This is a genomic window from Rhizobium sp. S163, from assembly GCF_030380805.1.
Classification (GTDB): Bacteria; Pseudomonadota; Alphaproteobacteria; order Rhizobiales; family Rhizobiaceae; genus Rhizobium.
Window position 1 is genome coordinate 263,041 of record NZ_JAUDSA010000037.1, and the last position, 22,349, is coordinate 285,389.

22 protein-coding genes and 1 pseudogene are annotated in these 22,349 nt (G+C 60.2%); 13 read left to right on the forward strand and 10 right to left on the reverse strand.

The window, feature by feature from the left end; all coding sequences use genetic code 11:
- Positions 1–119: 119 nt before the first annotated feature.
- The 3 genes and pseudogenes from QTL96_RS28225 to QTL96_RS28235 form a co-directional block, all read right to left on the reverse strand.
- Positions 120–542: a hypothetical protein gene (locus QTL96_RS28225; protein ID WP_289730044.1), complete on the reverse strand. Its 423-nt coding sequence runs from the start codon at positions 540–542 to the stop codon at positions 120–122.
- Entirely contained in the window at positions 532–792 is a 261-nt protein-coding gene (locus QTL96_RS28230) for a type II toxin-antitoxin system prevent-host-death family antitoxin (protein WP_289730045.1), read from the reverse strand. The genes QTL96_RS28225 and QTL96_RS28230 overlap by 11 nt, the downstream gene beginning before the upstream one ends.
- A gap of 424 nt (positions 793–1,216) precedes the next feature.
- Positions 1,217–1,678 (reverse strand): annotated as a pseudogene (locus tag QTL96_RS28235) (Fic family protein); the annotation flags it as partial.
- 930 nt (positions 1,679–2,608) lie between these two features.
- Between QTL96_RS28235 and QTL96_RS28240 the strand changes: the two are divergent.
- Entirely contained in the window at positions 2,609–2,785 is a 177-nt protein-coding gene (locus QTL96_RS28240; protein WP_289730046.1) for a hypothetical protein, read from the forward strand.
- 57 nt (positions 2,786–2,842) lie between these two features.
- Here the strand turns inward: QTL96_RS28240 and QTL96_RS28245 are convergent, their stop codons facing one another.
- The 3 genes from QTL96_RS28245 to QTL96_RS28255 form a co-directional block, all read right to left on the reverse strand.
- Complete coding sequence (locus QTL96_RS28245; protein ID WP_289730047.1) at positions 2,843–3,634, reverse strand: SDR family oxidoreductase; 792 nt, start codon at positions 3,632–3,634, stop codon at positions 2,843–2,845.
- 833 nt (positions 3,635–4,467) lie between these two features.
- The gene (locus QTL96_RS28250; protein WP_289730048.1) at positions 4,468–5,589 is read right to left on the reverse strand and encodes an MFS transporter; all 1,122 of its coding nucleotides are present in this window, start codon (positions 5,587–5,589) and stop codon (positions 4,468–4,470) included.
- Between the two features lie 125 nt (positions 5,590–5,714).
- The gene (locus QTL96_RS28255; protein ID WP_289730049.1) at positions 5,715–6,371 is read right to left on the reverse strand and encodes an O-methyltransferase; all 657 of its coding nucleotides are present in this window, start codon (positions 6,369–6,371) and stop codon (positions 5,715–5,717) included.
- Between the two features lie 91 nt (positions 6,372–6,462).
- Here QTL96_RS28255 and QTL96_RS28260 point away from each other — a divergent pair, with 91 nt between their 5' ends.
- From QTL96_RS28260 to QTL96_RS28275, 4 genes are all read left to right on the forward strand, one after another.
- Positions 6,463–7,098, forward strand: a complete 636-nt coding sequence (locus tag QTL96_RS28260) for a TetR family transcriptional regulator (protein ID WP_289730050.1) — start codon at positions 6,463–6,465, stop codon at positions 7,096–7,098.
- A 491-nt stretch (positions 7,099–7,589) separates the two neighbouring features.
- Positions 7,590–8,267 (forward strand): GntR family transcriptional regulator, encoded by a 678-nt coding sequence (locus QTL96_RS28265; protein ID WP_289730174.1) that lies wholly within the window; start codon positions 7,590–7,592, stop codon positions 8,265–8,267.
- A 314-nt stretch (positions 8,268–8,581) separates the two neighbouring features.
- On the forward strand, positions 8,582–8,836 hold the full coding sequence (locus QTL96_RS28270; RefSeq protein WP_289730051.1) for a type II toxin-antitoxin system ParD family antitoxin: 255 nt from the start codon (positions 8,582–8,584) through the stop codon (positions 8,834–8,836).
- Positions 8,836–9,129 carry a type II toxin-antitoxin system RelE/ParE family toxin gene (locus QTL96_RS28275; RefSeq protein WP_289730052.1) on the forward strand — a complete coding sequence of 98 codons (294 nt, stop codon included), beginning with the start codon at positions 8,836–8,838 and terminating at the stop codon, positions 9,127–9,129. Before QTL96_RS28270 ends, QTL96_RS28275 begins: the two co-directional genes overlap by 1 nt.
- Before the next feature lie 204 nt (positions 9,130–9,333).
- Here the strand turns inward: QTL96_RS28275 and QTL96_RS28280 are convergent, their stop codons facing one another.
- On the reverse strand, positions 9,334–10,428 hold the full coding sequence (locus QTL96_RS28280) for a GSU2403 family nucleotidyltransferase fold protein (RefSeq protein WP_289730053.1): 1,095 nt from the start codon (positions 10,426–10,428) through the stop codon (positions 9,334–9,336).
- 414 nt (positions 10,429–10,842) lie between these two features.
- Here QTL96_RS28280 and QTL96_RS28285 point away from each other — a divergent pair, with 414 nt between their 5' ends.
- The 8 genes from QTL96_RS28285 to QTL96_RS28320 all read left to right on the forward strand — a co-directional run bounded on the left by QTL96_RS28285 (position 10,843) and on the right by QTL96_RS28320 (position 19,344).
- Entirely contained in the window at positions 10,843–11,040 is a 198-nt protein-coding gene (locus QTL96_RS28285; RefSeq protein WP_132669429.1) for a hypothetical protein, read from the forward strand.
- A gap of 490 nt (positions 11,041–11,530) precedes the next feature.
- Positions 11,531–12,664 (forward strand): transporter substrate-binding protein, encoded by a 1,134-nt coding sequence (locus tag QTL96_RS28290; RefSeq protein ID WP_289730054.1) that lies wholly within the window; start codon positions 11,531–11,533, stop codon positions 12,662–12,664.
- Positions 12,661–13,254 (forward strand): ANTAR domain-containing protein, encoded by a 594-nt coding sequence (locus QTL96_RS28295; RefSeq protein WP_289730055.1) that lies wholly within the window; start codon positions 12,661–12,663, stop codon positions 13,252–13,254. Before QTL96_RS28290 ends, QTL96_RS28295 begins: the two co-directional genes overlap by 4 nt.
- Positions 13,254–14,102, forward strand: a complete 849-nt coding sequence (locus tag QTL96_RS28300; protein WP_289730056.1) for an ABC transporter permease — start codon at positions 13,254–13,256, stop codon at positions 14,100–14,102. The genes QTL96_RS28295 and QTL96_RS28300 overlap by 1 nt, the downstream gene beginning before the upstream one ends.
- Entirely contained in the window at positions 14,102–15,022 is a 921-nt protein-coding gene (locus tag QTL96_RS28305; RefSeq protein WP_113196946.1) for an ABC transporter permease, read from the forward strand. Before QTL96_RS28300 ends, QTL96_RS28305 begins: the two co-directional genes overlap by 1 nt.
- 25 nt (positions 15,023–15,047) lie before the next feature.
- On the forward strand, positions 15,048–16,649 hold the full coding sequence (locus tag QTL96_RS28310) for an ABC transporter substrate-binding protein (protein ID WP_113196947.1): 1,602 nt from the start codon (positions 15,048–15,050) through the stop codon (positions 16,647–16,649).
- Between the two features lie 62 nt (positions 16,650–16,711).
- Positions 16,712–17,656, forward strand: a complete 945-nt coding sequence (locus tag QTL96_RS28315; RefSeq protein WP_289730057.1) for an acetamidase/formamidase family protein — start codon at positions 16,712–16,714, stop codon at positions 17,654–17,656.
- On the forward strand, positions 17,653–19,344 hold the full coding sequence (locus QTL96_RS28320; RefSeq protein ID WP_289730058.1) for an ABC transporter ATP-binding protein: 1,692 nt from the start codon (positions 17,653–17,655) through the stop codon (positions 19,342–19,344). Before QTL96_RS28315 ends, QTL96_RS28320 begins: the two co-directional genes overlap by 4 nt.
- Before the next feature lie 66 nt (positions 19,345–19,410).
- Here QTL96_RS28320 and QTL96_RS28325 read toward each other — a convergent pair whose 3' ends face one another.
- The 3 genes from QTL96_RS28325 to QTL96_RS28335 form a co-directional block, all read right to left on the reverse strand.
- Entirely contained in the window at positions 19,411–20,265 is an 855-nt protein-coding gene (locus tag QTL96_RS28325; RefSeq protein WP_289730059.1) for an aromatic ring-hydroxylating dioxygenase subunit alpha, read from the reverse strand.
- A 94-nt stretch (positions 20,266–20,359) separates the two neighbouring features.
- A complete protein-coding gene (locus QTL96_RS28330; RefSeq protein WP_289730060.1) occupies positions 20,360–21,295 on the reverse strand; it encodes an ABC transporter permease in 936 nt (311 codons plus the stop codon).
- Between the two features lie 10 nt (positions 21,296–21,305).
- Positions 21,306–22,349 (reverse strand): ABC transporter permease, encoded by a 1,044-nt coding sequence (locus QTL96_RS28335; protein ID WP_289730061.1) that lies wholly within the window; start codon positions 22,347–22,349, stop codon positions 21,306–21,308.

Here is a 22,349-nt window from a genome sequence, read left to right on the forward strand (position 1 = left end):
GGAGCCTAACCTAACGCTCCGCAGCAGGTACAATTGCCGGATCGAAGGTTCGATCCCTTTCACGGCGATAAATCTGCATGAGTTGAGCGCACCTACGTGCCGAGGCCTTGTCGTGTAGATCAATCAAGTCGGCTAATTCGGCGACCCGTCTTTCTGGAAGCTTCGCCGAACGACGCTGCGATCTTCATCATGAACGCCTTGCTGAAGCGGCCGAGAACGTTTTCATCGGGCTCTATATACCAAGATCGCTCAGCGATATCGTAATTGTACTCGTCGATCATTACCCAAGAGCGCTTCACGTCGCTCAAGCCGGCTCGGCGTGCTTCCGTATCAGGAACGTCAATGGCCATTCGATCCGAAAGCGGTGGCTTCGTCGTGACAGCGAGAAGAGCAAGGTGCGTGAGGCCGTCCTTGGCGCTACGGACCGCTACGACTACGCAAGTCGGGCGCGATTTCCGCCCTTCTGTCTCTCCGTGGTCGTTCTGCCAAGCCCAGAAATACGGATAGGCGATTATCTGGCCGGGGAGAAATTCACGGCTCATCGCCGTAGCCCTCGCCACGCGCCAGACGATCGATTTCCGCCTCAAACAGTTCCATATGATCAGCGGGCATTTCCGACGCACGATGAACTTTGCGACTATCGCCGCCGATGCGCAGCCGCTCGTAGTGATCGTAACTCATAAGGACAAAGCGTGGCTTCCTGTGCTTTGTCAGGACGACCGGCTCGCGGCTGGCAGCATCGGTGACGTCGCCAACCTGTTTATTGAGGTCACCTGTCGTGAACTGGCGCATAAAATGTACTCCGGTTAAAGTCTGAAGAATATCCATATTTTCTAGATTTGCAAGAAAAGCACTTAAGTTGAGTGTCAATCGTACCAGACTGCGATGCGGATCTCGACGGCTCTGTCAGGGAGACTTTCGGGTCGAGAAGTCGGGATCGGTCTAACTCAGTCGTGGTTCTCAGCGGGTCTCAGGGTTTCAGGTACGCTACGCTTTGCTGCAGGTTTTTTGTCCGATCACTTGCGAGACGAGCTGCAAGGTCGACAGTTCACATACTATCAGAGCTAGACCCATTCGGATGGGCCTGCCATCCGATTCATCAGGAAAGGCCGAGGCTCCGCGACCCGCACGGTGCAGGACAAGGTGCCCTTGATACACGAGGGCCTTCAGGTGGTCCTTGATAGTGTGTCGGCTTGCGTCGGTGATGCGGGCAGCCTCAGAGACGGATCCGCCCATGTTCGCGCGCCAACTCAAGCAGTGTGACGGACAATTCCGGCATGTCGGCGAGAACGATGCGCTCCCGTTCCATTTTCTTCTCGAGCCGGGTCTTCTGACGATGGAGTGCCCTCAAAAAGAACTCGATCCATGGGTTCCAGTCAGGCTCGGCGCTCCGGATCGTTACCTGCGTGCGCCGCAGGGAGATGTAGTAGCTCTCCTTGCTTTGCTCGATAATGCTTTCGAGCGAGCTGTAGGGGACATAAGCGTAACCGGCGCGCAGGAGCAACAAGATGGTCAGAACACGCGATAGTCGGCCGTTGCCATCCTGGAAAGGATGGACTTCGAGGAACACAACAACGAAGATCGCGACGACTAGAAGTGGATGGAGCCGCCTTTCTCGCGCCTGCTCATCCGCCCAGGCGATCAGCTCTCCCATTCGCTGTGGCAGGTCAGCGTGTCGAAAGGCGAAGCTGTTTCGAAGACGATGCCGAGGCTCTCGCCCTGCTCGTTGAAAGCTTCCACGCCGTTGGAGAGGGTTATATAGGCGCCGCGGTGCCGCTCCTTTTTATCGAATGGGCTCGGAGGTCGCGATGGCGGATATGGTTTCCGGTGAACGATATCGCTTCATAAGCGCTGAAGATCGTCTCCATCACCTTTGCATAGCCGGCCACCTCCTGCTCGTCGCGGGTCGTGAATGATCCCAAGCGTATGTTTGTCAGCAGTTTCTCGACTTCCCGGTCTGTAAGGCGTGCCCCGTCCATAGGGGTGGAAGACCCGACACTTTCATTCGTCGGACACGCCGCAGGCTGGACAACCGCTCAGGTGCAATCCGGCCGATCGCGCGCCTGGCACCCTTAAATTCATCGATCTCAGCGATCAGCGAAAGGCTTTCGGGCGTGATCCGGACTGTCGCCGTATTTAGATCCATTTGCCCATCCATTTCCATCCAATTTTGATGGGTTAGTTTGCATGATCAACCGGTGGGATCGCTGGCTAGTTTTTTTCAAGAGCAAGGATGACAGCGCTCTTCTGAAGAAGGATACGAAACGAGTTTGAAAATTGAACACGGCAAGGTCCTCGATCCGACCTCTGTAGCTGACAATCGAGTGTGCACGTTCAGTGATAACGAGCGACTGGACACGATTGGTTTCGTTTCACACGAGGCCTGATCCCACGACATCCTGAGCAGCGATCCGCACCGTGAGGGAGCAGCAGGAGACAGCCCAGAACACTGCGGCCATAAAACTTTTATGACCGGTGCGACAGCCGTCTGGGGCGGAGGGGTTCCCGCATCTACTTCCGCTTCGAAGCGAACCTAAGAGGATCGCCGACGCAGGAAACATTCGCTTATGAAACGAACATCCGCACAGAGGACGAAAGCGATCCCGTGATGGAGAAGCTGATCAAGATCACTGGAGAGTCGGCAAACACCACCTGGATGATCGATCTCCAGCATCGGGAAACTCTCGAGGATGGCCGCCGGTTCGTCGTCGTGAGATCGCCTCACAAAAAGCGGGCGAAGGAATTCCGCGAAGAATTCCATGGTAATGCCATCGCGGTCGCTTGAAGCGATCAAGGCTCCGTTTTCGACGAAGCCTTGTTTCAGTTCGCAGTAGGACCTCGATCAGAGAGTATCGATCAGGCCGCCATCAACGCGCATGGAAGCGCCGGTCGTGGCAGATGCCAGAGGTGACGCCAGATACGTCACGATGTTCGCGATCTCCTCGACGCTGGCGGCGCGCTGAATGAGCGAGCTGCTCCGGTGCTGCTTGACGAAGTCGGCGGCAACCTCCTCAATCGACTTTCCGGTCTTATCGCGCTCATCTGCAAGCATGGCCTCGACGCCTTCGGACAGAGTGGGACCCGGAAGCACGGAGTTCACAGTCACACCAGTACCTGCCATGCGTTTCGCAAGTCCGCGGGCGACAGCGATGTCGGCCGTCTTGCTGACGCCGTAGTGGATCATCTCGACAGGAATGTTAAAACCAGATTCCGAAGCAATGAAGATGACGCGGCCCCAGTTCGCCTTCTGCATCCCCGGCAGATAAGCGCGCGACAGGCGAACCGCAGACATGACGTTCACCTGCCAGTGACGGTCCCACACCTCGTCGGGGGTGTCGAAGAAATCAGCCGGCTGGAATATGCCGGCGTTGTTGATGAGGATGTCCACATGCGGCAGCTTCGCCACAAGCGACGCGCAGCCTTCGGCAGTGGCGAGATCGGCTGCCACTGCCGTGATCGTGCCCTCGACACCTTCGCTCTTAAGCCGTTCGGCGGCCTTGGCGGTCTTTTCTTCTGACCGGCCGTTGACGATGACGTCCGCGCCCGCTCTGGCAAGCTGCCGGGCAATCGCGTAGCCGATGCCCTCTGTGGATCCGGTCACCAGCGCTGTCTTGCCCTTGAGATCGATTTGCATGTTCTGCTCCTATGAAGTGGGTTGCCGATTAGTGATCGCTCGTGTCGTCGACGATATAGGGCACCTGTTCTGATTTGAGTGGTGTCCTTCATCGAGCGGCGCCAATGGCAATGATTTACAGTCGGAGAGCTCATCGGATTAGTAGGCCAAACGCAATTCTTCTGTTCGGCTTCGCCGAACAACGACAATCGCTACATCGAGTTCCCCGCCAGCGGCGTGGCGTGACGAGTCCGTTGAATACCCTGTCCCCGAGCTGCCGTCGCCCTCGCGCATCGTCCGTGTGGAGGCTCCCCTATCGCCACCGCCGTTGCTACACCGCAGCCCGTCGTTCAAGCGCGGGATATTTTTGCGCCTGATGTCCATATCGACACGCTGAAGGTGAAGGCTCGGAATTTTCACTGAAATTCAACGATGGAATCGTGGCTCCTCGTTTCACGCTTCCTCAAGAGTGAGATGGATAGGCTTTGGCAGAAAGCACACGCAACGACGTCTATCTTTATTGAAGTGTGCCATGCAGGACCATCAGCGACCAAGTCGACAGGCGCCGACGGAGAGCAGGGCAGGCCGTTCCTGTTAGTGGTTACGATCGCGGCGATCCTCTTGATTGTGGTCACCTTCCTACAATGAATCGATCATCTGTCGCGGCTCGGCCGTGTTACTGAAACGACCCGGCGGGTCGAGGAGACGACGCTGCGTGCGGTCGAGGCCCGGCAGACAGCACCCAACTTCGGTGGATATCCACTTCAGGAAAAGGACAAGACGCCAGGTCAAGACAATGCTGCATTCGTCAGCGACCGCGTTGGCTACGTCCAGCGGTCACGAGGGCGGCCTGTTCACGCTGCGTTGGGGTGCCGGCCTATCGAGTTCACCGCGGCAAGTCCGATAACCGCGCAAACGCCACCGACAAGAAACACCGAATCGTAGCCCGTGCAGTCGGCGAGTATCCCCACGATCGGTCCGGTGGCCCCGTATGCTAGGTCCTGGAAGGCCGCAAACCCACCCATCGCCGTCCCGCGCTGGTGGGCGGGCACTTGCTTGACGACTTCCGAGCCCATCGAGGGGAACACGAGCGAGCAGCCCAGCCCCGTTAGCAATGCTCCGACGAGCGCAAGATAGGGATTGGGGGCAATCCAGAGCAGCGCCTGGCCGCAGGCTTCGGCCGCCAGTGCCGCCAGGGCGACATTGCGTCCGCCGAACCTGTCCGGCAGGTGGCCGCAGATGAGGCGCATAAGCACGAAACCGACTCCGAAGAAGGTCAACCCGAGGCCGGCGAACGGCCAACCGCGGCTGAGGAAATAGAGCGAAAAGAACGCCCCGAGCCCGGCAAAGCCTACGCCCTGCAGTGCGACCGCAGCACCGGGCCGCCAGATCTTGCCGATGATCCGCCAGAACGGTTCCCGGTGACCAGCCTGCGGTTCGACCGCCGGCAATGCCTGGATGACAGCCAGTCCAAGGAGCGGCAGTGCCATGCTGACCGCCATCAGGCTCTCGAAACCGATACGATCGAGAAGCAGAAGGCCGAGTGGCCCGCCGGCGGCGAAGGCGCCATACATACCGATCCCGACCAGTGAAATCACGGCGCCGGAGCGAGCCGGTCCCATCAGGCCGATGGCCCAGCTGATCATGCCGACCATCGCGATACTTTCGCCCAGCCCGAGCACCAGCCGGCCGCAGATCAGCGCCGCCGCAGAATAGACAAGTAGGCCACGCTGCATGGCCACCTTGCCGCCGAGCCTGTCGGCGTAGGCTCCGGCATAGCCGCGCGTCAGGATCGTCGACAGGAATGCTATGCCGACGACTAGGCCGGCCCAGGCGTTGCCGAGACCGAGATCGCGGACCACGCGGACCGGAACGGCTGGCAGCGACATCGCCACGGTGAGGTACGAGAGAAACAGGGCTGCCGTCATCACGACCACGTGACGGTAGGTTCTGTCCGTTGAAATATCCTGGTGCATGTCGCACTCCATCATCTTGCCTTCGGATCACCGAAGGACGGTGAGTGCGTTGAATGACGTGAACGCTTACGATCCGAGATCAGGCTCGGCACCACTTTCTCGGGCGTTTGCGCGCCAGACCGCTGTCAGACGGAACGCATGGAGAGTTCGATATCATCTGCGAAGGGCGTCGAGAGATAGCCGCTCGCGGGCGAGCGGACATGGGCGAGATAGTCCGGGCAGAAGTCGGCATTGTCGGCGACCACAAGCGCGCCCGGACGGAGGCGGGGTTCGATCAGCGCGAGAACGTCGGAATAGAGTGACTTGGCACCATCGAGCAGCACCAAGTCGATGCTGTCAGGGAGGTCGGCCGCGAGGGTCATCAGGGCATCGCCTTCACGGATCTCGACAAGATCCAACAATCCGCCTTCGACCAGATGCTGGCGTGATCGCTCCACCTTCGATGGCTCGAATTCGGTGGTGACCAAGCGACCGCCGCCATTGTCCCGCAGTGCCGCCGCGATATGCAGCGTCGAGATGCCAAAGGACGTGCCGAACTCGACGACGGTCTTCGCCCGGATGCTTCGTGTCAGCATGTAGAGAAGATTGCCCGTCTCGCGCGACACGGGGAGCCAGAGATCCTTGAGGCAGGTATAGAGGTCGAGATACTCGGTCTTGCTGTTCATGAGGCGCGCCCGCTCTTCGCGGGACACGCTCGCCATGGCCGGGCTGGTCGCCGAAGCGGCCTCGCCAAACAGGCGATCAAGCAGCGGGGCGACCGGTGCTGATGTCAGTGTTGTCATTTTCCAAATCCTTGTTGCCAACGCATCTTGCGTCGCGGTGCAAAATACGAATAATTCGTCGCATTTTCTAATCGCATTGCGGCTGACATCCATGGCAAAGGGCACAAGTCCACGTGTTTCCACGAGAAAATCCCCGAGGCAGGCGCGCTCGAACGACCTGGTTGGCGCGATCCTTCAGGCTGCTGTTCGCGTTTTGGCGGAAGAAGGTGCACATCGTTTCACGACGGCGCGGGTGGCCGAACGCGCGGGTGTCGGCGTTGGCTCGCTTTACCAATACTTCCCGAACAAAGCGTCGATCCTGTTTCGGCTACAAAGCGAGGAATGGCTGCAGACGACCAATCTCCTCGCAGGCATTCTCAGTGACCGTTCACGCCCGCCTTTCGAGCGGCTGCTTTCCGCAGTCCATGCCTTCATCCGGTCCGAATGCGAGGAGGCGGCAGTGCGGACCGCGCTGAGCGATGCCGCGCCGCTTTACCGGGACGCGCCCGAGGCGGAGGCAGCCAAAAATGCGACCCAGCCGGTGATGGCGCAGTTCATGCTGGAGGTTCTACCTCGCGCGCCCAAGGCCGTCCGCGACGTCGCCCATGACCTGATCATGACCACGCTCGGCACCGTCGGCCAGGATTTCTCGGCGACGCCACGCACAGAGGACGAGATGAACACCTATGCCGCTGCCATGGGCGACATGTTCTGTTCCTATCTGCTGGCCCTTCAGCAAAAGTGCTGATGCGAGAGAAATGCAAACTAGACAGCGATCGCGGCCAAACATCGATAGGCTGGCCCACTGGAGGAAATTGAGAGGTCTTCAGTTCCACTCTAATCAAGGCGAAGGACACCGCTTTGTGGCACGAGATTGCGGCGCCGCTTTTTCAAACTTGGCCATACGACCTCATCAACGGGGATAAGAGTAAGCGGCGGAGTTATCCCAGATTCTGCCGGTCATCAAAACTTCGTCTGACCCCATCGTCTGAAGCTTCATGCTAGGCCGTGCATTTCAAAGGAGGGGAGACGGGAGCGCGTAAACTGTATGCAGATTACGCGCTGAGTGTGATTAAAAAGCATCCGTGTCTGGAAAATCGGCATATGTGGCCGATAATAACGAAGAAATGCCGCCCATAGACATTCATATAAGTTCATAAGACACTGCAAATATGAAATTATTTGACTTTGTTTGTTTCGCCGTTCATCTGTATGCAATGTGAAATGCAAAGTTCTGACGTGAAGCAGATCAGGCGCAGACAGGTCATACGCACAGGCACCACCGTCGAGCAGATGGTGCGCGCCATCGCGGATATGATCGTCACCGGCGTTATGCATCCCGGCGAACGGCTGGATGAACTCTCGCTCGCCGTCCGTTTCGACGTGTCGAGAACTCCGGTGCGCGAGGCCTTGCGCGAACTGGGCGCCATGGGTCTCGTCGATCGCGAACCCAACCGCAGCGCTGTGGTCGCCAATGTCACGGAAGCCTATCTGCACTCCATGTTCGAGGCGATGTCGGAGCTTGAAGCCATCTGCGCGCGGCTGGCGGCGGAGCGCATGACTGTCGATGAGCGCCATGCGCTCGAACTCGAACATCGCTCGTCGGCGAGATTGGTTCACGCCAACGCCCAGGAAGACTACGCCGCCCACAACACGGAGTTCCACACCCGACTCTATCGCGGCGCCCATAACGACCACATCTACGAAGTGGTGACGCAGACCCGTGCACGTCTGGCGCCGTTCCGCCGGGCGCAATTCCGGCTCCCGGGACGCCTTGCCAAGTCTTACGACGAGCATGACGTCATTGTCACGTCAATCATGCGCGGCGATAGCGCTGCAGCCAGCGAGGCAGCTTATTCCCATGTTGCTATCGTCAGTGACACCAGCATCGTTTTCGCGTCCGACAAGGCTGATTGATCTTCCTGTCGGATATGAGGCCACAAGGCTTTGCGAAAAATGGGTTTTCATTCAGCGTAATGTCGATCCGCCATACTCCTCGAAGGGGGTGCCAACCAGCTGAAACCCAATTGATGGCCATCGGATAAAATAACGCTATCGCGCAATGTGGTGGCATGCTTGTGCGGCGCGATCTGATGTAATCCATTAGGCCAAGAAATCGAAATCCGAGTTGAAGGCCCGATCCCATCACCAGCGTTAATCAGGCAGTCAAAGTCAGAGGTTTGACAAACTTTGCCATTGCGGATTATCTTGAGACACCTAAGGAGACTCGAATGGCGACGATGAATGTATCCCTGCCAGATCCGATGAAAGACTGGGTCGAAGCGCAGGCCAAGACGGGCCGCTACTCGAATGCGAGCGATTATGTCAGGGACCTGATCCGGAGAGACCAAGTCCGTGCGGACAAAATTGCCGAGATGCAGCGGTTTGTCGACGACGGGATTAAAAGCGGAGTAGGAAACCGTTCGAGGGACGAGTTATTTGCTACAGCCACCGCAAGGGCCGAGATAAATCGCGGGCGCACTTGATGCCATTCAGGCTTTCCGCTGAAGCGGAAGAGGATATCGTTTCCATTGCGGAAGAAGGCATACGCATCTTCGGAGCACTGGTTGCCAGACAATATCACGATGAGCTTTTTGCCTTGCTCGAAATCATCGCCAGCAATCCAAGAATCGCGCGGGAACGCCATGAGATCTCTCCTCCTGTCAGGATACATCCCTTCAAGGCTCACCTGGTAGTGTACCGCGTCGATGTAGATGGGAGCATATTTGTAATCCGCATACGGCACGGCCATGAAGATTGGGCTGGAGGCGCTTTGTAATCAATGCTTTCGCCGAATTCATGACGTGATTGTTGCCAGTGCGAGTCCATTCAAGAACCACGATATGTCTTAAGCGAGATAGCGCGCGTTGTCGTATTCATTCGCTCCTAGCCGCAGGCGATCGACGGTCGTTGCACGAAGAGGCCGAGCAGGGTCCCGCCGAAGACCCTCGTCTGAGCTGCCGTGCTGTCCATAGCCTTGTCCCTATTCCCCGAACGGAAGCTCAATCTCTTCTCGGTTTCGTTGCGCGCCCTCGAGCAAGCCCTTCGAGAACTGGACAGCCTCTTCGACCGATAGCATGGCTGCCCCTGCCCTGATGCCCTCTTGCCATGCGGCCCCCCGCTCCCAAGCCTCGTTGTAAGCTAAGGCAAGGTCGGACGTCCGCCGTGTCTGCTGCAGGGCTTCGAATAGCAGCGCAGCCTGCCGGACATCCTTCTCGCGTTTCGCTGGCCCCTGTCCGTCAGTGTGCCGGCGGCTGGCGACGATGAGCTTATGAATTGCGTACCGAGACGGGTCTGGGACGACTACCGGGACACCGCTGCGATGAAGCAGCATGGTTCTAACAGGCTCTCGGATGAGGAAGTCGAGGAAGCGGAGCGGATCAGCACTGGCGCCGCCCAGTGCAGGCATCTTTGCCGGCTGGTCAATGTAGTCGTCGGAGCCGCGATTGGACGTCAGGAATTCGACCCGGTAACCGTCTGCGTTCTGAAACGCGGAAGAAGCCGCTCCTCCCGATCGATGCGGGACCGGCCGGAAGCTGGGGTCGACGCCTTGGAGAAGGTCGAGGATCGGTGGCAGGCTGTCTTCGACTTCGCGTGATATCGCGTAGTCCTGGGCGATGTCCGCATCACCAGTCAGGATCGCCGCCATAGGCAGACGAACCCCGAGCAGGCCGGAGTAGCATTGGAAAGCGACCGTGCCGATGAGAACGCCGCGGAGCCGGAACAGGCCACCTTCGGCAAGAGCCTCGACGATGTCCCCGGACATGGCATCGGGAGTGATCATCCCGCCTTCGCGGGTGAGGCTGTTGACCATGCGCCTGCGGGCGCGGAGGTCATCCTTCTCCCGCTTGTGGTCGGCAACCCGCTGCGCAATGTCCGGATCCTCCGCAGGACCGACATAGCGACGTGTCGTACCCCCATGTCCATCCGGGATGTCGAAGTACCAGTACCGCTTGCCTTTGATCGTGGCAGGTGTGAATCTGCCGATGGGAGGGAAATCGGCTGTCCATGCGGCGTCGAGCGAGCGCTGGCCCAGCTCGGCGAGCATGGTTTGGTACATGAGGTCGATGGATTTCATCGCCAGCTCCGGAGTTAAACTGTTTTACAAAAACAGTATAACCAACGAGGGACTAGAGAACAAGATGAGGTGTCCGGAACGGTATGAAGACAAGCCGGCCACTGCGACTTCGTTGTAACGTTTCTGCAAAGCGCCGCCTGGACGCTCTCGGCTTTCCACAGCTCGGTGTCGCCAACACGACCAGCTCGCGACTGGCCGCGTCACTGACGTCCCCAACCTTATAATTGAAAGGTAACCTATCGTGCGGCCATTCATCGGCGGCGAAATATCAAACCCTTGGGCGAGTTTTCCTTCGGGCGGAAAGCGAGTGCCCATGGCGTTGCCGCTTTCTCGGGGTTCTGCTCTCACTGAAACTCATGCTAAATGCGGGGTGACACCGGTCGATCGATCGCGTGCGCATTGAAGGGACGGGGAATGGGCTGGAAGACACCGAAATTCGAATATGTGAATGGTTACAAAGTCGTCGAAACCGATGGGCCGACGTTCAAGGTCTATGATGGATCCGACCAGGTGGGTGAGGATTTCCCATACCCTGGCGAGGCTGCTGCTTATGCCAGATCTCTTCCCGCGCGTGATGTGCCGATAGCAAGAAATCCTGTTTCAGGGTCCTGACTCTCCCGGCATAGCTCTGCGTAAATTGACATTCGTTTCAAAGCGTCGAAACAGCATCAATCATAAAGACGCTGCATGACAAGCCGATCTGGGTTGGTCACGAGCGAAAGGACCCACTTACAATTGATGGGCTAGGGCGTACCAGACTTCGTCATCGATCAGGCTCCCCTACGCCAAGGGAGATGGGCGCTATCCACTTGCACCGCCCCACGGCGAGCCCGCATTGGAACACCGTGTCGGCACATCAGCGTCATTGCAGCATTCTGCAAAGGTGCTTGCTGACGAATTCAACGTGACACACCTCCGAAACGTCACTTATTATGTCCTGCCGCTTGACTTGCGGTTGATGTCTGTATTTTAATCAGGCCTGCGAATTAGGCAGGTTCTGATCCGCGTCTCACATGACTTTGATGTCGCTGGGCAGTTTCGCCCCATGACGCCCCGCTAACGAGCGGGGGCTACGTCATGGGGTTTTTTGTATTGGGCTATTATGAACGACGCGCTGAAGATCGGCATTCTCTATTCAACCACCGGACCTTATGGCGCGATGGGCGTGGACGCGCGTGATGGTGCGATGCTCGCTGTCGAGGATAATGCCAAGAGAACGGGACGCGTTATCGAGCCTCTGCTGCACGATCCGAAGGCCAACCTGCAGGGTTATCTCGACGGCGCCCAGAAGATGCTGCGCGCCGATTGTCGTCATATCGTCGGCACGATCACGTCCGCCGCCCGCAAGGAAGTCATTCCGCTGGTTGAAAAGCATGACGGCCTCTTGTGGTACATGTGTCCCTATGAGGGGTTCGAGGCCAATGAGAGCGTCATCTATCTCGGCGGCTGCCCGAACCAGCACCTGATCCCTGCCTTCGAATATCTCATCCCCCGATTTGGCGCGCGGCCCTATCTTACAGGCGCCAATTATGTCTGGGGCTGGGAGATGAACCGTCTGGCACGTGAGCTGATCGCCAATGCCGGGGGCGAGATATTGGGCGAGCGCTATCTGCCGCTGGAGGAAACGGTTGTGGAGCGCATCATCGCCGAGATTGAAGAGCGGCGGCCTAGCTTCATCCTCAACAACCTGATCGGGCCGTCCAGCTATGCTTTCCTCGAAGCGATGAAGGCGCTGGGCGATAGCGACCCCTTTTTCCGGCCGGAAAGCTGCCCGGTCGTCAGCTGCGACCTGATGGAATGCGAGCTTGAGCTGATCGCCAAGGGGGCGGCAGCCGGCCAGCTCTGCGCGGCCTCCTATTTCGACACGCTGGACACGCCGGAAAACCGCGATTTCAAATCCCGCGCCACATTGCGCTACGGTCATGAGCGGCGCATTTCGAGCGTCTTTGCCAGCGCCTATGCCGCCGTCGACCTTTGCATCGGCGCGATAGTCGCGGCCGGCACGGACGAGCCGGGGGCGGTGCGCCACGAAGTGCATGGCCGCAAGTGGCCGTCGCTCCTGGGAACACTCGAGATCGACGCCCGGACCAATCATGCCGCCCTGCCGTTTCACCTTGGCCACATCAACGACGACAACGGCTTCGATATCATTGCTTCGCGCCCGGCGCTCGTCGCCGATCCCTATCTCACCGCGCGTGGCACCGCCATGCCCGCCAAGCTGAGGGTCGTGTCATGAGCAGGACACCGAATTTCACCGGTTGGCGGGCCGTGATACTGCATCGCGAGGACACCAATACGGAAAGGCTGGAGCGCCAGTTCGGGCTGCTCGGTATCCTCTCGACCCGCCGCTGGGAGCCGATGGCGAGCTGGGCCGACACCGATCTGGTGCTGGTCGATGCAGATCAGGGCTGGGACGACATTCTGCCGCCGGCCGATGGCCCGACTGGTGGCCCCTCGAGCAAGCCGCTGGTAGCGCTGCTCGGGTCGGAAGCGCCCGGCCGTATTGCCTGGGCGATGGGCAGGGGTGCGAGCGCCATCATTGCAAAACCGGTTTCCGCCTCCGCTATTTTCCCGGCGCTTGTCATGGCGGTATCGATCCATCGCGAACGCCTGGCGGTTGCCGAAGAGCTACGGTATTTGGAAGAACGGGTGCGTCTGCGGCCTCTCGTCCATGCGGCGGTCGAGAAGTTGCGCGCTGCGCGCGGGCTCGATGAAGACCAAGCTTATGCGACGCTACGCGGTTTGGCCATGCAACGCCGCCTGACGATGGAGCAGATCGCCGCCATTGTGCTCGGTGGGGCGGAACCCCTGCCGGAGGTCGGCTGATGGGCATATTTCGTTCGCTCCTGCGCCAGCCAACGGCGGTTTTCGGGCTGATCATCGTCTTGGCAGTGGTGGTACTGGCCGTTGCCGCACCGCTGATCGCACCGTTCAATCCCGACGAGCAGATGTTCGATGGCCTGACGCTGGAAGGCGCGCCCATGCCGCCGGGCGGACCTTTCCTGCTCGGCACTGACACGCTCGGCCGCGACCTGTTTTCACGCCTGCTCTACGGAGCGCGCACCTCGCTGATCATCGGCCTCGTCGCCAATGGCATCGCGGTCGCCATCGGCCTGTTCATCGGAATCGTGGCCGGCTATCTGCGCGGCCTGCCGAGCAATATCCTGATGCGCTTCACCGACTTGATGATGGCTTTTCCCGCCTTGCTGCTCGCCATCGTGTTGGCGGCGCTCCTGAAGCCCAGCCTCTGGATCGTCGCGATGGTGATCGCGCTGGTCAACTGGGTGCAGGTCGCGCGCATCGTCTATACCGAAACACGCGGCCTGGTGGAGCGCGACTTCATCATGGCGCAGCGGTCGCTCGGCGCCGGCCATGGCCGCATCCTGTTCATTCATATCCTGCCGCATCTGGTGCCGACGGCGATCGTCTGGGGCACACTCGGCATCGCCACGACGGTGCTGCTCGAAGCGACCCTTTCGTTTCTGGGTATCGGCGTGCAGCCGCCGGAGCCCTCCTGGGGCAATATTATTTTCGAAAGCCAGAGCTATTTTCAGGCCGCTCCCTGGCTGGTGTTCTTCCCCGGCCTGGTCATTCTCATGACCGCGCTTGCCTTCAACCTCGTCGGCGATGCCCTGCGCGATATTCTCGATCCGACGCAGCGGGGGAGGGGATGATGGCATTCATGCTGCTCCGCCGCCTCGCCCAGGCGCTTCTCATCCTGATCGGCGTCGCCGCCATCACCTTTGTCCTGCTCTACGCGCTGCCGGCGGACCCGGCGCGAATGATCGCCGGCCGCAGCGCAACGGCCCAGACCGTTGCCTCCATCCGCCACGAACTCGGCCTTGACCAGCCGCTGCTCGTTCAGTTCTTCACCTATCTCACCGGGCTGGCGCAGGGCGATCTCGGCCGCTCCTACGCGCAGAAGACCGAGGTCTGGACGCTGATCGTCGCGCGCCTGCCGGCGACGCTGACGCTGATGGTGGCCGGCATTCTCGTCGAAGTCGTTCTCGGCATCACTTTCGGCACGATCGCGGCGGTGAAGCGCGGCGGTCTCGTCGACCGGCTGGTGATGATGGCCTCTTTCGTCGGTGTATCCGCACCGCAATTCGTCGTCGCCCTGCTGCTTCTCTATGTCTTTGCCGTCACGCTCGGCTGGTTTCCCATGAGCGGCTATGGAAGCTTTGCCCATGTGGTGCTCCCAGCCGCGACGCTCGGCGTGCTGGGGGCCGGCTGGTACGCGCGCATGGTGCGCTCGGCGATGATCGACGTGTTGAACCAGGACTATGTGCGCACCGCTCGCGCCAAGGGGCTGTCGTCGCGTCGGATCATCTTCCGCCATGCCCTGCCCAACGCCATCCTGCCGATCGTCGCGATGATCGGCATCGATATCGGCCAGTTCATGGGCGGCGTCGTGGTGGTCGAGGCAGTCTACGGCTGGCCCGGCATCGGCCAGCTCGCCTGGCAGGCGATCCAGCAGGTCGACATCCCGATCATCATGGGCGTGACGCTCACATCGGCGCTTGCCATCGTCGCCGGCAACCTGCTTGCCGATATCATCGCGCCCTTCATCGACCCACGCATCAGAACATCCTGACCAGAGCCAAAAAGGGGAACTTACAATGCTCAAGAGCTGGTTACTTGGAACGACCACCGCCGCGGCGATCATGATTGCACCTTTCGCCGCGATGGCAGAGGGCAAGGATATCGTCGTCACCTACAAGGACGATATCGTCACGCTCGATCCCGCCATCGGCTACGACTGGGTCAACTGGTCGATGATCAAGAGCCTCTATTCTCGATTGATGGACTATGAGCCGGGCACCGCCAAGCTGGTCCCCTCGCTCGCCGAAAGCTTCGAGGTCGCGCCCGACGGGCTCACCTATACATTCAAGCTGCGCAAGGGCGTGAAATTCTCCAATGGCCGCGATTTGATCGCCTCCGACGTTAAATACTCGATCGAGCGGGCCGTCGATCCGAAGACCCAAGGGCCGGGTGCCGGCTTCTTTGGCGCGATCAACGGCTTCGAGGACCTGACCGGTGGCAAGGCGACCGGCCTTTCAGGCATCGAGACCCCGGATGATGGCACGGTCATCTTCAAGCTTTCCCGCCCCGATGCGACCTTCCTGCACGTGCTGGCGATCAATTTCGCCTCGGTCGTGCCGAAGGAGGCCGTCGAAGCGGCTGCCGGTGATTTCGGCAAGCACCCGGTTGGCTCCGGCACCTTCACGTTGAAGGATTGGGTGATTGGCCAGAAACTCGTGTTCGAAAAGAACCCCGCCTACTATGTCAAGGACACGCCGAAGATCGACAGCTTCACCGTCGAGGTCGGCCAGGAGCCGCTGGTAGCGCTGTTGCGTCTACAGAAGGGCGAGGTCGACATCGCCGGCGACGGCATTCCGCCGGCAAAGTTCCTGGAAATCAAGAACTCGGCCGATGGCGCGCAGATGATCGTCGATGGCGAGCAGCTTCATACCGGCTACGTAACGCTCAACACCAAGGTTAAGCCTTTCGACGACCTGAAGGTTCGCCAGGCGGTCAATCACGCGATCAACAAGGAGCGCATCGTGCGCATCCTCAACGGTCGCGCCACGCCTGCCAAGGAAGTGCTGCCGCCGCTGATGCCGGGCTACGACAAGGATTACTCCGGCTACGCCTATGACGTCGCCAAGGCGAAGTCGCTTCTGGCGGAGGCCGGTATGGCCGATGGCTTCTCGACCGTGCTCTACGCCACCAATACCGACCCGCAACCACGCATCGCCCAGGCAATCCAGCAGGATCTCGCGGCAATTGGCGTCAAGGCTGAAATCCGCGCGCTGGCACAGGGCAACGTGATTGCCGCCGGCGGCACCGAAGGCGAGGCGCCGATGATCTGGTCGGGCGGCATGGCCTGGATTGCCGACTTCCCGGATCCGTCCAACTTCTATGGCCCGATCCTCGGTTGCGCCGGTGCCGTGCAGGGTGGCTGGAACTGGTCGTGGTATTGCAATGCCGATCTCGACAAGCGTGCGACCGCCGCAGACTCCATGTCGGATCCGGCGAAGGCGGGAGAACGCGAGGAAGCATGGAAGAAGATCTTCACCGATGCGATGAACGACGCTCCATGGATCCCTGTCACCAACGAGCGCCGCGTCGTTGCCAAGTCGCTGCGTATGGGCGGTGAAGACAACATCTATATCGATCCGACCCGCGTCATCAACTACGACGCGATCTTCGTGAAATAGCACCAAGGAACTCGCCTTCCCGGCACTCCGCCGGGAAGGCCCATATCTTGCGGAGAATTCCCATGTGCAGCATCTGCAACCACACCATTCACAGCGCACAGCATAATTTCGGCTGGAACCGCGACTTTCCTCCGGCGCTGACGGCAAAGCCGGGCGAGACCATCCTGTTTGAATGCATGGATTCGTCCGGCGGACAAATCGGCGCCGACGCGACACTTGCGACACTCGCCAATCTCGATTTTGGCAAGATCAATCCGGTATCCGGTCCCGTCTATATCGAAGGCGCCAAGCCCGGCGATGCGCTGAAGGTGACGATCCGCAAGTTCCACCCGTCGGGCGTCGGCTGGACGGCAAATATTCCGGGCTTCGGCCTGCTGGCCGATCAGTTCAAGGATCCGGCACTGCATGTGTGGAAGTATGATAGCGTTTCCATGGCGCCGTCCGCTTTTGGTCCAGGCGGCAAGGTGCCGTTGAAGCCCTTTACCGGCACGATCGGCGTCGCGCCGGCCGAACCCGGCCTGCATTCCGTCGTGCCGCCTCGCCAAGTCGGCGGCAATATGGACATCCGCGATCTCTCCACCGGCGTGACGCTGTATCTGCCGATCGAGGTGGAAGGTGCGCTGTTTTCCGTCGGCGATACGCATGCAGCCCAGGGCGACGGCGAGGTTTGCGGCACGGCGATCGAGAGCCAGATGAATGTCGAACTGACGCTCGATCTGGTCAAGGGCGCCAATCTGAAGACGCCGCGCTTTACCGTCACTGAACCGGTCACACGTCATCTCGACGGCATGGGCTATGAGGTGACGACCGGTATCGGTCCGGACCTGATGACGGGCGCCCGCGACGCCGTGATGCGGATGATCGATCTTTTGACCGCCGAACACGGCTATAGCGCGGTCGACGCCTACATGCTCTGCTCGGTCTGCGGGGACCTGCGTATCAGCGAGATCGTCGACATGCCGAACTGGGTGGTCTCCTTCTACTTCCCGCGGGTCGTTCTTTCGTGACGGAGGCGAATGGCAGCGAAAACCCCGTCCTGCGGGTCGAGAACCTTTGCGTCGACGCGCGAACGCCGGAAGGGCTGAAGCGCGTCCTCGACGATATCAGCTTCGACATCAAGCCCGGCGAAACGCTTTGCCTTGCCGGCGAGAGCGGCTCCGGCAAGTCGGTGACTTCGCTTTCGATTATGGGGCTTTTGCCGAAAGCTTCGCTGCGCGTCGCGTCCGGCAATATCATCCTTGGTGATCAGGACCTGACACGGCTTTCCAACAGCCAGATGCGGCATATCCGCGGCGGCGAGATCGCCATGATCTTCCAGGAGCCGATGACCTCGCTCAATCCGGTGATGAGCATCGGCGCCCAACTGACCGAGGCGATCCGAGAGCATCAGCAGTCCGACAACGCAGATACGATCGCCAGGCAGATGCTGGAGGCAGTCCAGATCGCCGATCCGGCGAGGCGTCTGACGCAATATCCGCACGAATTGTCCGGCGGCATGCGCCAGCGCGTGATGATCGCCATGGCGCTGTCATGCAGACCCAAGGTGCTGATCGCCGACGAACCGACCACGGCGCTTGACGTCACCGTGCAGGCGCAGATCCTTAAACTGATGCGGGAACTCAAGGGTGAATTCGGCACATCGATCGTGATGATTACCCATGACATGGGCGTGGTCGCCGAGATGGCCGATCGCGTCGCGATCATGCAGCATGGCCGTATCGTCGAGCAGCGCGCTTCGCTGGATCTGTTTGCCAATCCGTCTGAACCCTACACTCGCACGCTCTTGTCGGCCGTGCCGCGGCTCGGCGCTTTCGCCGGAACCGATGGCCCGCCACGGGTTTCGACGAATGCGCCGCAGACGAAGGAACAAGCGACGGCGCCGATCCTCAATGTGCAGGATATGAGCGTCAGCTATGGCAAAGGCTCCGGCATGCTGTTTCGCCGGCAGGCACCATCAGCGACGGTCCGCAATATTTCCTTTCAGATCATGCCGGGAGAGACGATGGGGCTCGTCGGCGAAAGCGGCTCGGGCAAGTCGACGACCGGAAAGGCGGTTCTCGGCCTGATACCATTCTCCGGATCAGTAGAGCTCGACGGCTATGACATATCGCGGCTGTCGCATCACGAGATGCGACCCGTACGCCGCTCGGCGCAGATGATCTTCCAGGACCCTTATGCTTCACTGGACCCACGCATGTCGGTCGGCAAGGCCATTGCGGAACCGATGACCATTCACGGCATCGGCACGGCCGCAGAGCGGCGCGAACGGGTCGCGGACCTGTTGCGGCGGGTCGGGCTGACTCCGGATGCGGCGACGCGTTACCCGCACGAATTCTCCGGCGGTCAGCGCCAACGTATCTGCATCGCCCGCGCGCTGGCGCTCGAACCGAAGCTGATCGTCGCCGACGAAAGCGTGGCGGCTCTCGATGTCTCGGTGCGCGCCCAGGTTCTGGACCTGATGCTGGAACTGCAGGAGACGATGGGGCTCGCCTATCTGTTCATCTCTCATGACATGGCGGTCATCGAGCGCATGTCGCACAAGGTTGCGGTCATGCGTGGCGGCGAGATCGTGGAAGCTGGAACGCGTCGGGAGATATTCGAAAATCCCCGCGACGACTATACGAAGGCCCTCATGCAGGCCGTGCCTGTTCCTGATCCGACGGTCTACCGTAGGTCTGCTGGCAGCCTGGGGTAGGCCTCTGCAAACAATGCCCTGCTAGCGGTCAGGCAGACGACATGAGTCGACGGCACGCGCCCTTTATCAGGCCGCCGTGGCGGTGGTGCCGTAGGTGATACCCTTCTCCTTCAGCCAGCGGCGATAGGCGATCGAACTTGCGTCGGCACGGGTTGGGATTTCGGCGCGAGCTTCCATCGGGAGTAGCGAAGGGCGCTGGTTTTCCAGGATGATGCGGTCCTGCAGGAAGATCAGCTGCTGGAAATGAACCAGTTCGGTGGTGGTCGAGACGTCGTCGATCAAGAACATCACTGGATGGGCGATGCAACGGTCTGGATCTAGCGGCTGGACGAACAGGCAAATCACGTCCCAGCGATTGGCGGAGTTCGGGCAGGTCTTGTAGAGCAGCGTGGTGAATGGCGTCATGACCCGGTAGATATAGTCGGTCATGATCCCATTGGTTGCCGAAAGCGCTGCCTGCGGCTGGAAGAATTGGCAGTTGGTTGCCCAGACCTCGTCGACGTCGCGACGAATCTCGGCATTGTAGTGCATGACCTCCGTATGCGGCTCCGCACCCAGAATATCCGTGTGCACGAACGGGAAATGCGCCATGTCGAGGAAGTTCTCGATGATGCGAAGCCCCGACGCGCGCACCATGACCGCACCGCAATTGACCACGCGGCGGTCGTCTTCATCGGCTTCCGGTAGCGCGAACAGTCCGCCCTTGGGTTCCCCAAGTGTTGCCCAGACAAGGCCGAAGCGGCGGATGATGGGCAACGGTTCATCGGCATCATCGGCCATGACGACAAGAGTGCCATCAACGGCGCGGTCGATCAGCAATTCTGTGCCTAGCAGGCGCGTGTTCATGCGGCCGAAGGCGATCTCTTTTTCTGTACCAAGCGGATACCACTGATCGAGGGCCGCCTTGTCGGAACATCTCATGACATGCTCTCTTTCATTGCAATGGATATCATCTTTCGCAGTTCATTGGTCTATCGGCAATGGCCTGCCGGCCGAGCAGCCGACGCATCAAGCATCATCGGACGTCACGGTAGTAGGGTATGCCGATCGCTGAGGGAGCGGCCATGATCCGACGCATGCGCTGCCAGGCAAGGACGGGCACGATGATGAAGGCCATGGTGCCGAGATAGGGCAGCATCGACAGGAAGGCCGGCGCGACCGGCCAGCCGCGGGCTTGCCCGACGAAGCCGAGTGCGGTGATGAAGCCGAAAAGCAGGCCTGAAAGCACGGCCGGGATCGGCCGGTATCCGGCGAAGATGACGAGCGCAACGGCGATCCAGCCGCGCCCCGCGACGACACCATCCGACCACGACGGCACGAAGGTGAGCGTGAGGTAGGCGCCGGCACCGGCCGCCAACGCCGAGCCGGCTGTCACATAAACGAAGCGGATTAGGTTGACCGGAATGCCGGCGGCATCGGCGGCAGCGGGGTTTTCGCCCACGGCTCGAAGGTTGAGACCATGGCGGGTGCGGAACATGAGATAGCTTAGGCCGACCGGCAGGATGAGAAAGATCAGATAGAGCAGGATATTCTGCGAGAAGAAGGCAGGGCCGATGACCGGGATCTTGCTCAGGATGGGGACTTCGATCGGCGCAAAGGTTGCACGAGCCGGCATGCCGGAATAGGCACGGCCGATGGTGGAGGCGATGCCGCTGCCCATCAAGGTCAGCGCCAGTCCGCAAAGCACCTGATTGGCACGCAGGATGACGGTCGCGAAGGCGAACAGCGCGCCAAACAGCGCGCCGACCGCGAGAGCGGAGAGGAAGCCGACGGTGGGCGAGGGTATCGCGGCAACGGTTGCGATCGCTGTCAGCGCACCCATCGCCATCAAGCCCTCGACGCCCAGATTGACGACGCCAACGCGTTCGGCAAGCACCTCGCCAAGTGCTGCAAGCGCCAGTACGCCGCCTGCCAGGAAGGCCGTTGTGAAGAGGCCGGTCAAAAGATCCATGTCGCTCTCCTCAAGCCTTGTCACGCGCGATGCGATAATGGGCGAGCTCGTCGCCGATTGCCGTCAGAAACAGAATGAGGCCGGTGATCGCCAGAACCGTCGATGTGGTCAGGCCCTGGGTTTGCAGGATGATGCCGGAGTTCAGGATAAAGGCCATGAGTGCTGCCGAGAAGATAACGCCGACGGCGGAGCCTCTTGCGAGAACAGCCACCATTATACCGAGGTAACCGTAGTTGTTTGAGATGCCGCCCTGCAGACGGTGCACCGTGCCGGCAATCTCCAGCATGCCGGCAAGACCGGCAATCGCGCCAGATAGCAGCATGACGGTAATCAGGTGGCGGCGCACCGGCATGCCGGCGTATTTGGCAGCCGTAGGATTGGAACCGACAAGCCTCACCTCATAACCCCAGCGGGAGAAGGCAAGCAGGCCGGCGACAAGCAGAGCCACAAGAATTGCGATCGGCAGACCCCAATGGATCGAACCCCAGAACTCCGGGATTTCGGCGGAAAGGCGCGGCGTTGCCGAATTCGCCATCCTGTCGCGCCAGGCGTTGGTGGAGACGAAATAGACGAGCAGGATGGCCACGAAGTTCAACAGCAGCGTGGTGATCAGCTCGTTGACGTTGGCATAGGCGCGCGCAAGCGTCGGCACGAGGATCCAGACGGCGCCTCCAACCAGGCCGGCGATGAACATCAGCACAAGAATGAGGGCCGGCGGGCCCGGCACGAACAGGCCAACGGCGGCAGCCGCGAAGGCGCCGGCATAGAACTGCCCTTCCGCGCCAATGTTCCATGCACCGATCTGCTGGGCGACTGCGACCGACAGGCCGGTCAGGATCAGCGGGATAACGAGAACACCCAGGTCCTCCATGCCGAAGCTAGAGCCAAAACTGGCGTCGACGACCTCGGAGGCAAGTTCGATCGGATTGGCGCCGGTCATCGCCAGAATGATGCCTGCAAAGACGAGCGCGAGAACGATGGCGGCCGCCCGGGCAGCCAGCGCGATGCCGGGCGAGGCGGACGGCAGGCGCTGCAAACGGAGGGAACCTGCCAT